The 14,152-nt window shown below is 59.1% G+C and carries 12 protein-coding genes; 1 reads left to right on the top strand and 11 read right to left on the bottom strand.

Features of this window, described 5'->3' with window-relative positions:
• Nucleotides 1-50: 50 nt before the first annotated feature.
• The 4 genes from fbaA to tkt all read right to left on the bottom strand — a co-directional run bounded on the left by fbaA (nt 51) and on the right by tkt (nt 5,784).
• Nucleotides 51-1,130, bottom strand: a complete 1,080-nt coding sequence (fbaA, locus tag AM329_RS22780) for a class II fructose-bisphosphate aldolase (RefSeq protein ID WP_003860079.1) — start codon at nt 1,128-1,130, stop codon at nt 51-53.
• A gap of 92 nt (nt 1,131-1,222) precedes the next feature.
• The gene (pgk, locus tag AM329_RS22775) at nt 1,223-2,386 is read right to left on the bottom strand and encodes a phosphoglycerate kinase (RefSeq protein WP_003860077.1); all 1,164 of its coding nucleotides are present in this window, start codon (nt 2,384-2,386) and stop codon (nt 1,223-1,225) included.
• A 49-nt stretch (nt 2,387-2,435) separates the two neighbouring features.
• Nucleotides 2,436-3,455 carry an erythrose-4-phosphate dehydrogenase gene (gene epd / locus AM329_RS22770; RefSeq protein ID WP_003860076.1) on the bottom strand — a complete coding sequence of 340 codons (1,020 nt, stop codon included), beginning with the start codon at nt 3,453-3,455 and terminating at the stop codon, nt 2,436-2,438.
• 337 nt (nt 3,456-3,792) lie between these two features.
• Nucleotides 3,793-5,784: a transketolase gene (tkt, locus tag AM329_RS22765; protein WP_003860074.1), complete on the bottom strand. Its 1,992-nt coding sequence runs from the start codon at nt 5,782-5,784 to the stop codon at nt 3,793-3,795.
• 272 nt (nt 5,785-6,056) lie between these two features.
• Between tkt and AM329_RS22760 the strand changes: the two genes are divergently transcribed.
• Entirely contained in the window at nt 6,057-6,815 is a 759-nt protein-coding gene (locus tag AM329_RS22760; RefSeq protein ID WP_032610092.1) for a M48 family metallopeptidase, read from the top strand.
• Between the two features lie 45 nt (nt 6,816-6,860).
• Here AM329_RS22760 and AM329_RS22755 read toward each other — a convergent pair whose 3' ends face one another.
• The 7 genes from AM329_RS22755 to AM329_RS22725 are packed head-to-tail and all read right to left on the bottom strand — an operon-like array spanning nt 6,861 to nt 14,129.
• A complete protein-coding gene (locus tag AM329_RS22755; RefSeq protein ID WP_032610093.1) occupies nt 6,861-8,501 on the bottom strand; it encodes a thiamine pyrophosphate-binding protein in 1,641 nt (546 codons plus the stop codon).
• 13 nt (nt 8,502-8,514) lie between these two features.
• Nucleotides 8,515-9,984 (bottom strand): aldehyde dehydrogenase, encoded by a 1,470-nt coding sequence (locus AM329_RS22750; RefSeq protein ID WP_032610094.1) that lies wholly within the window; start codon nt 9,982-9,984, stop codon nt 8,515-8,517.
• Between the two features lie 9 nt (nt 9,985-9,993).
• Nucleotides 9,994-10,764: an aspartate dehydrogenase gene (locus tag AM329_RS22745; RefSeq protein ID WP_023314812.1), complete on the bottom strand. Its 771-nt coding sequence runs from the start codon at nt 10,762-10,764 to the stop codon at nt 9,994-9,996.
• Nucleotides 10,765-10,773: 9 nt separating this feature from the next.
• Nucleotides 10,774-11,568 carry an SDR family oxidoreductase gene (locus AM329_RS22740; RefSeq protein ID WP_032610095.1) on the bottom strand — a complete coding sequence of 265 codons (795 nt, stop codon included), beginning with the start codon at nt 11,566-11,568 and terminating at the stop codon, nt 10,774-10,776.
• Nucleotides 11,552-12,322, bottom strand: a complete 771-nt coding sequence (locus tag AM329_RS22735; protein WP_032610096.1) for an alpha/beta fold hydrolase — start codon at nt 12,320-12,322, stop codon at nt 11,552-11,554. The genes AM329_RS22740 and AM329_RS22735 overlap by 17 nt, the downstream gene beginning before the upstream one ends.
• A 9-nt stretch (nt 12,323-12,331) precedes the next feature.
• A complete protein-coding gene (locus AM329_RS22730) occupies nt 12,332-12,862 on the bottom strand; it encodes a cupin domain-containing protein (protein ID WP_032610097.1) in 531 nt (176 codons plus the stop codon).
• Between the two features lie 10 nt (nt 12,863-12,872).
• Entirely contained in the window at nt 12,873-14,129 is a 1,257-nt protein-coding gene (locus AM329_RS22725) for an MFS transporter (RefSeq protein ID WP_032610098.1), read from the bottom strand.
• Nucleotides 14,130-14,152: the final 23 nt, after the last annotated feature.

Raw genomic sequence — 14,152 nt, 5'->3', positions numbered from 1 at the left:
AAAAAAAGGCCCGCATATGCGGACCTTCTTGACGCTATGAACAGCTCAAATTACAGAACGTCAACCGCGTTCAGTTCTTTGAATGCCTGCTCCAGACGAGTAATCATAGAAGTCTGGGCAGCGCGCAGCCATACGCGTGGATCGTAGTATTTCTTGTTCGGCTGGTCTTCGCCTTTCGGGTTGCCCAGCTGACCTTGCAGGTAAGCTTCGTTGGTTTTGTAGTATTGCAGGATACCGTCCCAGGTTGCCCATTGGGTGTCGGTATCGATGTTCATTTTCACTACGCCGTAGCTTACGGAGTCTTTGATTTCCTGAGCAGAAGAACCGGAACCGCCGTGGAAGACGAAGTTCAGGCTGTTGTGCGGCAGGTTGTGTTTTTTGGACACGTATTCCTGAGAATCACGCAGGATGGTCGGGGTCAGAACCACGTTACCTGGTTTGTATACGCCGTGTACGTTACCGAAGGACGCTGCGATAGTGAAGCGTGGGCTGATTTTGCTCAGCTCGGTGTAAGCGTAATCAACGTCTTCTGGCTGAGTGTACAGTGCAGAAGCGTCCATGTGGCTGTTGTCCACACCGTCTTCTTCACCGCCGGTGCAACCCAGTTCGATTTCCAGGGTCATGCCCATTTTGGACATACGCGCCAGGTACTTAGAGCAGATCTCGATGTTTTCTTCCAGAGACTCTTCGGACAGGTCGATCATGTGAGAAGAGAACAGTGGCTTACCGGTTGCCGCGAAGTGTTTTTCACCCGCGTCCAGCAGACCGTCGATCCACGGCAGCAGTTTCTTCGCGCAGTGGTCAGTGTGCAGGATAACCGGAACACCGTAGTGTTCAGCCATCTGGTGTACGTGGTGCGCACCAGAGATAGCGCCCAGGATTGCAGCACCCTGAGGAATGTCAGTTTTCACGCCTTTACCTGCGATGAACGCAGCGCCGCCGTTAGAGAACTGAACGATAACCGGTGCTTTAACTTTTGCAGCGGTTTCCAGTACGGCGTTGATGGAGTCGGTACCCACGCAGTTAACTGCTGGCAGAGCGAAGTTGTTTTCTTTAGCTACCTGGAACACTTTCTGTACGTCATCACCAGTGATAACGCCAGGTTTTACGAAATCAAAAATTTTAGACATGTTGCTTAGTCCTGTATCTTCGGCCGTTAGAAAAGGTGCGAGCTCTGATAAGCGCGCTGAAAATTGGGCAGGTTTCCCTGCCCCTGAATGGCTTACTTCTTAGCGCGCTCTTCGAGCATTGCTACTGCTGGCAGAACTTTGCCTTCCACGAATTCGAGGAATGCGCCGCCACCAGTGGAGATGTAGGAGATCTTGTCAGCGATACCGAACAGGTCGATTGCTGCCAGGGTGTCACCACCGCCTGCGATAGAGAACGCTTCGCTGTCTGCGATTGCGTTAGCCACGATCTCAGTCCCTTTGCGGAAGTTCGGGAATTCGAACACGCCGACAGGACCGTTCCACAGGATAGTTTTTGCGTTTTTCAGGATTTCAGCCAGTTTCTGTGCAGAGACGTCGCCCAGGTCCAGAATCTGCTCTTCATCTTTGATGTCGTTAACAGATTTCAGGGTTGCGGTAGCAGTTTCGGAGAACTCGGTTGCCACGCGAACGTCAGTTGGAACCGGGATATCACAGGTACCCAGCAGACGTTTGGCTTCGTCAACCAGATCCGCTTCGTACAGGGATTTACCCACGTTGTGGCCTTGCGCAGCAACGAAGGTGTTCGCGATACCACCGCCAACGATCAGCTGGTCAGCGATTTTGGACAGAGAATCCAGTACGGTCAGTTTGGTAGAAACTTTAGAACCACCAACGATAGCGACCATTGGACGAGCAGGTTCTTTCAGTGCTTTACCCAGCGCTTCCAGTTCGTCAGCCAGCAGCGGACCTGCACAGGCGACGTCTGCGAATTTACCGATACCGTGGGTAGATGCCTGCGCACGGTGAGCCGTACCGAATGCATCCATCACGAATACGTCGCACAGCGCAGCGTATTTTTTGGACAGGGTTTCGTCGTCTTTCTTTTCGCCTTTGTTGAAGCGAACGTTTTCCAGAACAACCAGCTCACCTTCGGCAACTTCCACGCCGTCCAGGTAATCTTTCACCAGGCGAACCGGGCTGGACAGTTTGTCTTTCAGGTAATTAACAACCGGCAGCAGAGAGAACTCTTCGTTGTACTCGCCTTCAGTTGGACGGCCCAGGTGGGAGGTGACCATCACTTTAGCGCCCTGCTTCAGAGCCAGTTCAATGGTTGGCAGAGATGCACGGATACGCGCGTCGCTGGTCACTTTGCCATCTTTAACCGGTACGTTCAGATCGGCACGGATGAAAACGCGTTTACCTGCCAGATCCAGATCGGTCATCTTAATTACAGACATGGTGAATCCTCTCGTTGATTCTTAAAGTTTTGCAAGCGCAAGGTGCGCTCTACCTGAAACCTTTCGCGGCCATGGCTAACGTGGTGTCGAGCATTCGGTTAGCAAAGCCCCATTCGTTATCACACCAGACCAGCGTCTTGATGAGGTGCGCACCACTGACTCGCGTCTGCGTGCCATCCACGATGGCGCTATGCGGGTCGTGGTTAAAATCTACTGAGACCAACGGTAATTCCGTATAGTCAACTATACCATGAAATGCTCCCTGTGCCGCTTTTTGCAGCAACAGGTTGACTTCACAGGCTTTTACCGGTTTTTTCACCGTCACGCTAAGATCGATTGCGGTGACGTTTATCGTCGGAACGCGCACGGCAATCGCTTCAAAACGGTCGTTAAACTGCGGGAAAATACGGGTGATCCCGGCAGCCAGTTTCGTATCCACCGGAATGATTGACTGGCTCGCCGCGCGAGTGCGTCGTAAATCCGGATGGTAGGCGTCGATTACCTGCTGATCGTGCATGGCGGAGTGAATCGTGGTCACGGTGCCGGATTCAATGCCATAAGCATCGTCTAACAGTTTAATGACCGGAATAATGCAGTTGGTGGTGCAGGAGGCGTTGGAGACAATGCGGTGTTCAGCGTGCAGCTCGTGCTGGTTAACACCAAACACGACGGTGGCGTCGAGGTCGTTACTGCCGGGATGGGAGAACAGCACTTTTTTCGCGCCAGCATTCAGATGCGCTTCGCCATGTTCACGGTTACCGTACACGCCGGTACAGTCCAGCACCACATCCACACCCAGTTCGCGCCAGGGCAGCCCTTCAATACTGTTCTCATGCAGCACGCGGATGGCATCGTCACCGACGAACAGCTGTTCCCTTTCCTGGCGAACATCCCAGGCAAAGCGACCGTGGCTGGTGTCATATTTCAACAAATGTGCCATGCCCGCAGCATCCGCCAGTTCATTGATTGCCACCACGGTGATTTCCGCACGACGCCCGGATTCATATAAAGCACGAACCACGTTGCGCCCGATGCGACCGAAGCCATTAATCGCTACGCGTACGGTCATAGATCTCCTGCAAAGCTATCCCTGAGTTTGAGGTGGCTGAAAGAGTAATCCAGCGACGCCCGAAGGGGAATCCTTGCTGTCACAAACTGCGATTGATTGGTCAATTGTCGAACATTTAATCGACTGAAACGCTTCAGCAAGAATAAGCGAATCGGGGAATAAAAGGAATGTCTGTCCAGATGAATAAGCGAGCTATATGACTTGCGTCACATTTTGGGTGGAATAATGCTTACAAAAAAGCCGGGTGGCGCGTTAGCGCTTACCCGGCCTACTTTATTCTCCCTCTCCCCGTGGGAGAGAGCCAGGGTGAGGGCATCAGCCCGCACCGGACAAACAATTACAGCAGTTCTTTCGCCTTAGCGACAACGTTTTCAACGGTGAAGCCGAACTCTTCAAACAGCTGTTCAGCTGGCGCAGACTCACCAAACGTGGTCATCCCGACGATAGCGCCGTTCAGACCCACGTATTTGAACCAGTAGTCTGCGATACCCGCTTCCACTGCCACGCGAGCGGAGACCGCTTTAGGCAGTACGGATTCGCGGTACGCGGCATCCTGCTTGTCGAACGCATCGGTAGAAGGCATAGAAACCACACGCGCTTTCACGCCTTCGGCAGTCAGTTTTTCCCATGCGGCAACGGCCAGTTCAACTTCAGAACCGGTCGCGATGAAGATCAGCTCAGGCTGGCCTGCGCAATCTTTCAGCACGTAACCACCGCGCGCGATGTTTGCCAGCTGCTCTGGGGTACGCTCCTGCTGCGCCAGGTTCTGACGGGAGAGGATCAGCGCGGTCGGGCCATCCTGACGCTCAACGCCGTATTTCCACGCCACCGCAGATTCAACCTGGTCACATGGACGCCATGTGCTCATGTTCGGGGTCACGCGCAGGGAAGCCACCTGCTCTACTGGCTGGTGAGTTGGACCATCTTCGCCCAGACCGATGGAGTCGTGGGTGTAGACCATCACCTGACGCTGTTTCATCAGCGCAGCCATACGCACGGCGTTACGTGCATATTCCACAAACATCAGGAAGGTAGAAGTGTACGGCAGGAAACCACCGTGCAGAGCGATACCGTTGGCAATCGCAGTCATACCGAACTCACGTACACCGTAATGGATGTAGTTACCGGCAGTATCTTCGTTGATTGGCTTAGATCCGGACCACAGGGTCAGGTTTGATGGCGCCAGGTCAGCGGAGCCGCCGAGGAATTCAGGCAGCAGAGGGCCAAACGCTTCGATCGCATTCTGAGATGCTTTACGGCTGGCGATCTTGGCTGGGTTCGCCTGCAACTTCGCGATGAACTCGTTCGCTTTGGCGTCGAAGTCAGACGGCATGTCACCTTTCATACGACGGGTGAACTCAGCCGCTTCCTGTGGGAAGGCTTTCGCGTAAGCCGCGAACTTCTCGTTCCAGGCCGCTTCTTTCGCCTGACCCACTTCTTTCGCATCCCACTGAGCGTAGATTTCAGACGGGATTTCGAAGGCAGGGTGTTTCCAGCCAAGCGCTTCACGGGTCAGTGCAATTTCCGCGTCGCCCAGCGGTGCGCCGTGGGAGTCGTGAGTGCCCGCTTTGTTCGGAGAACCGAAGCCGATGATGGTTTTGCACATCAGCAGGGACGGTTTGTCGGTCACGGCGCGCGCTTCTTCTACGGCACGTTTAATCGAGTCAGCATCGTGGCCATCAACGCCGCGCACAACATGCCAGCCGTAGGCTTCGAAACGTGCAGCGGTGTCGTCAGTGAACCAGCCTTCAACGTGGCCGTCGATAGAAATGCCGTTGTCGTCGTAGAACGCAACCAGTTTACCCAGCTTCAGGGTGCCTGCCAGGGAGCACACTTCGTGAGAAATGCCTTCCATCATGCAGCCGTCGCCCAGGAAGGCGTAGGTGAAGTGGTCAACGATGTCGTGGCCAGGACGGTTAAACTGCGCCGCCAGGGTCTTCTCTGCAATCGCCATACCTACGGCGTTAGCGATGCCCTGACCCAGCGGACCGGTAGTGGTTTCAACGCCAGCGGTGTAGCCCACTTCCGGGTGACCTGGAGTTTTGGAGTGCAGCTGACGGAAGTTTTTCAGCTCTTCGATTGGCAGATCGTAGCCAGTGAGGTGCAGCAGGCTGTAGATCAGCATAGAGCCGTGGCCGTTAGACAGCACGAAACGGTCGCGGTCTGCCCATGCCGGGTTCTGCGGGTTATGGTTCAGGAAATCACGCCACAGGACTTCGGCGATGTCAGCCATGCCCATAGGGGCGCCCGGGTGGCCGGATTTGGCTTTCTGTACTGCGTCCATGCTCAGCGCACGAATAGCATTAGCAAGCTCTTTACGTGAGGACATTTTAACTCCAGATCGGACTGTTAAAGGCCATGCCCTTGACGACAGCGCGTTTTGGGCTACGCCGGAAAAAAGTGCCAACAATGTAACCCAAGCCGCAGGGCATGTACATGGAGCATTCTTTTGCTGCTTAAGAAATCTCTGGATCATGCTCGCATGTTGCGCAATCTGCTCGCCCGCCCCTGTAGATATTCCTTATACTTAGCCCGACACCGGCTTCGTTGACGGTGCATTTTTCGGAATTAATTCAGATTAACGAGTACGGAAGCAACATCATGAAAATGCGTGCAATCGGGCTGGCTGTGGGAACAACGCTCCTGCTAAGCGGCTGTCAGAATATGGATTCTAACGGCCTGATGACCTCAGGCGCAGAAGCTTTTCAGGCCTACTCACTGAGCGATGCGCAGGTGAAAGCGCTGAGCGACGAGGCCTGTAAGGATATGGATGGAAAAGCTACGCTTGCCCCGGCAAACAGCACCTACACGCAGCGTCTGAACAAGATTGCTTCCGCGCTGGGCGACAACATTAACGGTCAGCCGGTGAACTACAAGGTGTATATGGCGAAAGACGTGAACGCCTTCGCGATGGCTAACGGCTGTATCCGCGTATACAGCGGCCTGATGGACATGATGACCGACAACGAAGTGGAAGCGGTGATCGGCCATGAAATGGGTCACGTTGCTCTGGGTCACGTGAAGAAAGGGATGCAGGTTGCGCTGGGCACCAATGCCGTGCGTGCAGCGGCGGCCTCTGCGGGCGGCATTGTCGGCAGCCTGTCCCAGTCGCAGCTGGGCGACGTGGGTGAGAAACTGGTTAACTCCCAGTTCTCCCAGCGTCAGGAGTCGGAAGCGGATGACTACTCTTACGATCTGTTGCGCAAACGCGGCATCAATCCATCAGGTTTAGCCACCAGCTTCGAAAAACTGGCGAAACTGGAGGAAGGCCGTCAAAGCTTTATGTTTGACGATCACCCGGCCTCCGTTGAACGCGCGCAGCATATCCGTGACCGCATGGCGGCAGACGGTATTAAATAATACTCCGGCCCGGTGCGCGCCGCGCTACCGGGCAACAAGACTCAATCAGTACAGCGTTTTCTGTGGCGGCCCGGCAAACTTAAGGGCGCCAATCTGCCCCATCCGCACCTCTACCACCGACGGCCCCGGCATCGCTAACGCTTCCATCATCACCGCGTCAAAATCCTCGGCCTGCTCAACGCTCCAGGCCTGTAGACCAATCGCCTGCGCCAGCAGGGTAAAATCCGGCGTATGCAGCGCGTTATAATACTGACGCCCGCCAAAATATTTATCCTGAATACCACGCATTACGCCGTAGCCCCCGTCGTTCATGATCAGCAGCGTCACGTTGGCTTTCTCCTGCGCCAGCGTCGCCAGTTCGCCTAAATTGAGGCTCAGGCCGCCGTCGCCCACCAGCCCCACCACCTTGCGCTGTGGGTTGGCAATCGCGGTGCCGATAGCCATCGGCAGGCCCATGCCAATCGCCCCGGCGAGGGAGTGAATATTCATCAGCGGACCGTTAGCCCTGAACAGGCGGCTACCCCACAGGCTGCCGGACACGGTGATATCGCGCACCAGCAGGCCGTCTTTCGGCAGGGCTTTCTCAATGGCGTCGTTAAGCTTCGCATAGGCGCCGCACTGCTCGCGCAGCCCCTGCTCAGCTTGCCCGACAGCCTGCTGTACCTGCGTATCCCACTGGGCGTTGCCCCACTCGCGGCCCTGCACTTTTTCAGCCAGCGCGCCAAGCAGCGCGGAACAATCGGCTATCAACGTGCTATCCATCAGATAGTTACGGCTTGCTGCCGCCGGGTCGATATCGAGCTGCACCCGCGGGGAAGGCAGCTCAAGCGTCCAGGATCGGGTTTCGTTGCTGCGCAGGCGAGAACCGGCCACCAACGTAAAATCACACTGCGCAATCAGCGCCTCAACCGACGGCGAATTATGGAACGCGCGAAGGCTGGCGCGGTGGTTGTCCGGCAGCACGCCGCGCGCGTGGGTGCTGGAAATCACGGTGATGCCCGCATCCGCCAGTTTTTTCACTGCCTCAGCGCTACCCAGCGCCCCGCCGCCCAGCCACAGCAGCGGCTGTTTCGCCTGTTTGAGCTGCGCCCACAGCGCGTCAACCATTCCGGTATCCACGGCCGGAGCCGATACCGGTTTGATCGGAGCGGTTACCAGCGACAGCGGAATTTTGGCGCTCTGAATATCAATCGGGATTTCCACCGAGACCGGTCCGCACGGCGGGGTCTGCGCGTCCTGGATGGCTTTATGCAGAATCGCTATCGCCTGATTCGCATTGCTGACGCGGTACGCCCGTTTTGAGCTGGCCTTCAGGAAGGTCAGCTGGTCACGGGTTTCATGGATAAACCCGGTGTCGGCGTCCAGCCAGGCTTTCTCAACCTGCCCGGTTAAATGCAGCAGCGGCGTGCAGGCATTCATGGCTTCCACCAGCGCGCCTACCGCGTTCCCGGCCCCCGCGCCGGTGCTGGTCAGCGCCACGCCGAGGCCGGAAAAGCGCCCGTGAGCATCGGCCATGGTGACGGAACCGGCTTCACCGCGCGCGGGCACAAAGCGGATATTGCCCCGCTGCCCAACCGCATCCGCGATCGGCAGGTTGTGAATGGAGATGACGCCGTAGATGGCCTCAACCTGATACTGCTCCAGCGTTCTGGCGATGGCGTCGCCGACGGTTATCATTTCGCTCATTGCTCACCCTTTCTCAGTCGCACCAGTGGTTGACGCTGTTACCCGTCGCCAGATAAATGCTCTTTTGTTGCATCCAGGCTTTCAGCCCCTGGATACCCTTCTCGCGGCCCAGACCGCTCTCTTTAAAGCCCCCGAACGGGGTCGAAATCGCAAAAACCTTGTAGGTGTTGATCCACACCGTGCCTGCCTCCAGCTGCTCGCTGAGACGCAGGGCGCGACCGGTATCGCGCGTCCAGATCCCCGCCGCCAGGCCGTACACCGAGTCGTTCGCCTCGTGGATAAGCGTGGCTTCATCGCCAAACGGCATCGCCACCAGCACCGGGCCGAAGATCTCTTCCTGACAGGCGCGGGCGCTGTTGCTCAGCCCTTCGATAATGGTTGGCAGAAAGAAGCTGCCGTTTACCAGAGCGGGATCGGCGGGGATCTCGCCGCCGCACAGCACGCGGCCCCCTTCACGCTTCGCCAGTTCGACGTACTGGATCACGCTCTGGCGATGTTTTTCGTTGATCAGCGGTCCTACATGGACGCCGTCGGTAAACGGATGTCCGACGCGCAGCCCGCGTGTTAATTCCAGCAGCCTCGCCATCAGCGTGGCGTAAATACTCTCGTGGATAAACAGCCGCGCCCCGGCGATACACGCCTGCCCCGCCGAGCTGAAAATGCCGTAGCAGATCCCGCGCGCGGCCTGTTCGATATCGGCATCCTCCAGCACGATGGTCGGCGATTTGCCGCCCAGTTCCAGCGAGGCCGGGATCAGTTTTTCCGCCGCCACGTGCGCCAGATGACGGCCCGTGGTGGTGCCGCCGGTAAAGGAAATTTTCCGCACGCGAGGATGACGCGCCAGCGCATCGCCAATCACCGAGCCTTTGCCCGGCAGGACGCTCAGCAGCCCGGCGGGCAGCCCGGCCTGTTCAAAAATCCGCGCCAGCTCCAGCGCCATCAGCGGCGTGGCTTCGGCGGGCTTGAGGATCACCGCGTTCCCGGCGGCAATCGCCGGTGCGACCTTCTGCATCTCGCTGGCAATCGGCGAGTTCCACGGCGTAATGGCCGCCACCACGCCAAGGGGCTCGTAGCAGCTCAGCGTCAGCAGATCCGGCTGGCGCGGCGTCGGAAGTTCCCCTTCCAGCAGCTCGCAGGCGGCGGCAAAGTAGCGCGCCGTTCCCGCCGCGCTCATCACCAGCCCGCGCGCTTCCGCCAGCGGCTTGCCGTTATCACGGCTCTGCATCTGCGCCAGCGCATCGACGCGGGATTCAATAAGATCGGCAACGTTATGCAGGATCTTCGCGCGCATGTGCGGCAGACTGTTACGCCATGCGGGATCGCGCCAGGCGCGCTCTCCGGCGGCTACCGCCTCCTCCAGGTCATCCAGACTGGCGGCATTCAGCGTCGCGTTGATCGACCCGTCTGCCGGAAAGTGGCTCTGCATCGGGTTGCCGCCGCCGCGTCGCCACTGGCCGCCGATAAAAATCTTCAGATCGTTCATCGTCACTCCTCAGCTCAGGGCCAGCTCGCGGCAGGCGCGCACCGCGCTCAGTGCCGCCAGGGTGGAGGTTTTAGGATTAGAAGCCAGCGGCAATCCGCTCAGTTCCAGATGGAACTCGCCGAATAATCCTTCGACATGCAGCGTGTGGGTGTTACGTTTCGTTGCCGGGTCAACCATCAGTTGCACGCGGGTGTCGTCCATCCCGACGCCGCCGAGCGCCACGGTCGCCGCCACGTTGGCGTTCGCCGGGAACAGGCGCGCCGCCTCGCGGGCGCTGCCCTCGAAGAAAACCTTTGCCTCTGACACCGCATTCAGATCGATAAGCTGCTCGGCATAGCTGCCGCGCCAGCTGGCCGGGCTTTTGCGCGACTGATAGGTAACGCGCTCAAGCCCGCCCTCTTTCGCCGCCGCCAGCCCGTCGATACCGGCCACCGCACCGGAAAGCAGGGTCAGTTTTCCGCCCGCGGCGAGCAGACGCTGCTCCAGCGCGCTGTCCGCCAGCGCGCCGGTGGAAATGATGGCCAGATGCCAGCCGCGACGCAGGATCTCTTCCCCGTACTGGGCCACCGCCTGCTGGCTGGCGCATTCCAGCACCAGATCCGGCGTTTGTGCGCACGCCATCGGCGACGTCAGCGCCTCGACCGCATTGCCAAACTGGTCGTGAATGGCGGGATGGTGAGACGCGCGCGCCACGATCCAGCCGATAGCCACGCCGGCGGGCAGGCGCTCAATCACCGCCTGCGCCATGGCGCCATAACCAATTAACATTACCTTTTTCATGATGCGTCCTTACAGATGGCGGCAAAAGCCGCCGGAAACGTCCAGCGCCGCGCCGGTGGTAAACGAGGCCAGCGGCGAGGCGAGGAACAGCAGCGCCTGCGCGGGCTCCTGCGGCTTGCCGAGGCGCGCCATCGGAATGCCGCGCTTGCGCGCGATCTCCGCCGTCCACTCCGGCCAGCTCTGGCTTTTATCCGCCCGGCTTTCAAAGCGGCGCTGCGACTGGCCGGACTCGACCATACCGAGCAGTATGGAATTGACGCGAATCCCTTTGCCCACCAGCTCTTTCGAGAGCGTCAGCGTCATGTTCAACAGCGCGGCGCGGGCTGCCGACGTGGCGATCATGTGCTCTTCCGGCTGAAGCGCCAGCAGGGAGTTCACGCAGGTGATGGAGGCAATGTCGGATCGTTCCAGCAGCGGCTGAAACGCCTGCACCGGGTTAATCACCCCGAACAGTTTGAGTTCGGCTTCGTGCAGCCACGCCTCGCGCGGCGTGTCATGGAAGTGCGCCACGTAGCCCTGCCCGGCGTTGTTGATCAGCATATCCGCCGCGCCAAAACGCGCCTGCACCGCATCCGCGAAGGCCTGAACTTCGTCGGCATTCAGCACGTCGCAGCGGTAAGCGAAAATCTCCCCGTGAGGAAATTCGTTTTGCAGCGTCGCATGGGCGCTGGCGAGCCGGTCCGCGTCACGGCCGCAGAAGGCGACTTTCGCCCCTTCTCCCAGCAGCAGGCGCAGCGTTTCAAAGCCAATGCCGGAAGAACCGCCGGTGACTACCGCTACGCGCCCGTCAATTTGTGCATTCATCGCGCACCTCTTCGTTAATGCGTAAAAGCTGTTGGTTGAAAAACGCGTCGTTATCGAGATAGCTGGCGTGCCCGGCCTGCGGAATGGCGATAAACGGCATGCCGTAGCGCAGCGCCAGACCCTGAACCAGCTCCGGCTGGGTGATGGCATCCTGCTCGCCGCACCAGACTTCAAAACTGCCGGAATAACGCTTCAGCCAGCCGTGGATGTCGTCATGCGCCAGCATCCACGAGGCGGCAAGGTAGCCTTCCGGGCGCAGCACCCGCATGCCCGCCGCGACGGTGGCGATATCTTCCGCGCGCGCGCCGGGGCGCAGCAGCTTCGGGGCGCGGGTCTGGGCGAGGATTTCGCCCCCCAGCGCCATCTGCTGCTCGCGGTTGCGCCAGACCTGCTCCCGCTGCTCCGGCGCGGCATTGCCGTACCCCTGCGCCGCGTCGGCCAGCACCAGATGAATGACGCGATCCGGGAACTTTGCCGCAAAGGCGCTGGCCACCAGCGCCCCCAGGGAATGGCCGACCAGCACTGTCTGCCAGACACCGGCGCGATCCAGCATGGCCGCCAGCGCGTCGGCGTAATCACCCGCGTTTGCCCGCGCTACGGCCAGCATCGGGCTTTCGCCATAGCCCGGCATGTCCCACGCCAGCACGCGAAAACCGTTCAGCGCCATCTGCTTGTGCCAGGAGGCGGCGCCGGAGCTGATCCCGTGCAGCAGCATCAGCGGAATGCCGCTTCCCTGTTCACGAAAACCCGTCATCATGCCCCCTTAGTTCCGCTTCACTTTGGAAAGCGGATGGTCGGACGGATAGGTCGGGATTTCCGGCTTATTGGTCCCCAGCATGACGCACATCAGCGCTTCTTCTTCGCCGTGGTTAGACAGGCCGCGATAGATGCCCGGCGGAACGGAGATCAGGTCACGCTCGCGCAGCACGGTTTCGGTGTAGTTGTCGCCGTCCTGGATCATCAGCGTGATCTGCCCCTTGAGCATGAAGAACACCTCTTCCACGTCGTCGTGCAGGTGCAGCGGTCCTTCGCACTTCGACGGCAGCACCATGGTGGAGAAGGTAAAATGGTCCGCCTGCACGGTGTTGGTGTCGTTCGCCACGCCGGTTGCGCCGGTGCCGATGTAGCGCATCTGCGCCCGGCGATATTTCGGATCAAAATCGGCCTGGAACTTCAGCGCGTTCCAGTCGTATTTACGGCCTTCGAAGCGCGCGATGCGCGACTCGACCCACTCTTCCATCGTCAGATGGTCAGGTTTGATGCCTGTTTTGTTGGTTACGGTTGAATCAGTCATGACACTCTCCTCAGTAACGTCTCAGCAGCGGCAGTAACAGGACGCAGCCCACCGCCGCCATCACCGCCAGAAAAATCAGCCCGGAATCCATGCTATGGGTAAAGGCGATAAGCGCGCCCATCACCGCCGGCGACAGCGCGCCCGCAAAGTTTCCCAGCCCGTTGAAGATACCGCCCGCCGTGGCGCTCACCCGGGGATGGGTGGCCTTCGCCAGCAGGGCGAAAATGTTGGGCGCGCCGGTGCCCCACATAAAGGTGCTGAAGCTCATCGCCGCGATGATGGCAAGCGGGGTGTCGAGGTGCATCACCGCCGCCAGCCCGACGGCCGCCCCCGCCATCGAGATAAAGCAGGCCGCCGCGCGCTTATCGACCCGGTCAGAGAGCCACGCGCCAATCACTTCCCCTGCCAGCATGGCGATGAACGGCATCGACGACAGCCAGCCCGCATGCTCCAGGTGGATGCCTTTGCCCTTAATTAAGTAGCCAGGCAACCAGCCGTTGATGCCCCACAGGTAGGTCAGGAAAGCGATGTTAAAGATGCAGATGATCCAGAAGTGCGGGCTGACAAACAGCTCACGCCGCGCCGCGCGCCGCTCGTCCCGGGACGCCTGCGAGGTGCCGGGTTTTGCCTCCAGGCGGATCCCGCGCAGACCAATGCGCACAAAGATAAGCACCGGCACGGTAAGCATGGCCATCACAAAGAAAGTGCTCTGCCAGCCAAAGGTGTTTAGCAGCCAGAGGGAGAGCGGGAAACCAATCGCCGCGCCCACCGGGGTGCCCAGCAGCCACAGCATGGTGGCGCGCGCCTGCAAATGCTGCGGGAAGTTGTGGCGCACAATGGCGAAGGCCAGCGGGAACAGCGGTCCTTCCGCCACGCCCAGCAGAATACGCAGGACGATCATCAGCGTGTAGTTATGGATAAAGCCCATCGCCACCATCAGCACGCACCACACTGCCATCATCCCGGTGAGCAGGCGCAGCGGCGCGATTTTGTCGCCTAAACCGCTTAAAAACACCGATGAGAAGCCGTAGCTCAGCAGGAAAGCGCTCATCAGAATGCCGAGGCGCGTGGTGTCGAAATCAATGCCCATCGCCTGCTGGAAATGGGTATCCGAAAAGAGCGCCGCGATGCTGATTTTGTCGAAAAAGGCCAGCAGCACGCAGGCCAGCAGCGACAGCGGGATGGCCCAGCGCACCGCTTTTTCGGGCGTGCGGGTTCCCTCACCGCTCGCCTCAACCGGCGCGGTGTTAGTCTCTAGTGTGGTCATTTCTCCCCCTACGGGTGCGGGTT

It is taken from the genome of Enterobacter cloacae complex sp. AR_0002, assembly GCF_001922365.1.
GTDB lineage: Bacteria > Pseudomonadota > Gammaproteobacteria > Enterobacterales > Enterobacteriaceae > Enterobacter > Enterobacter hormaechei_C.
The sequence above is the reverse complement of the archived record's forward strand: the minus strand, read 5'-3'. Positions and strand labels throughout refer to the sequence as shown.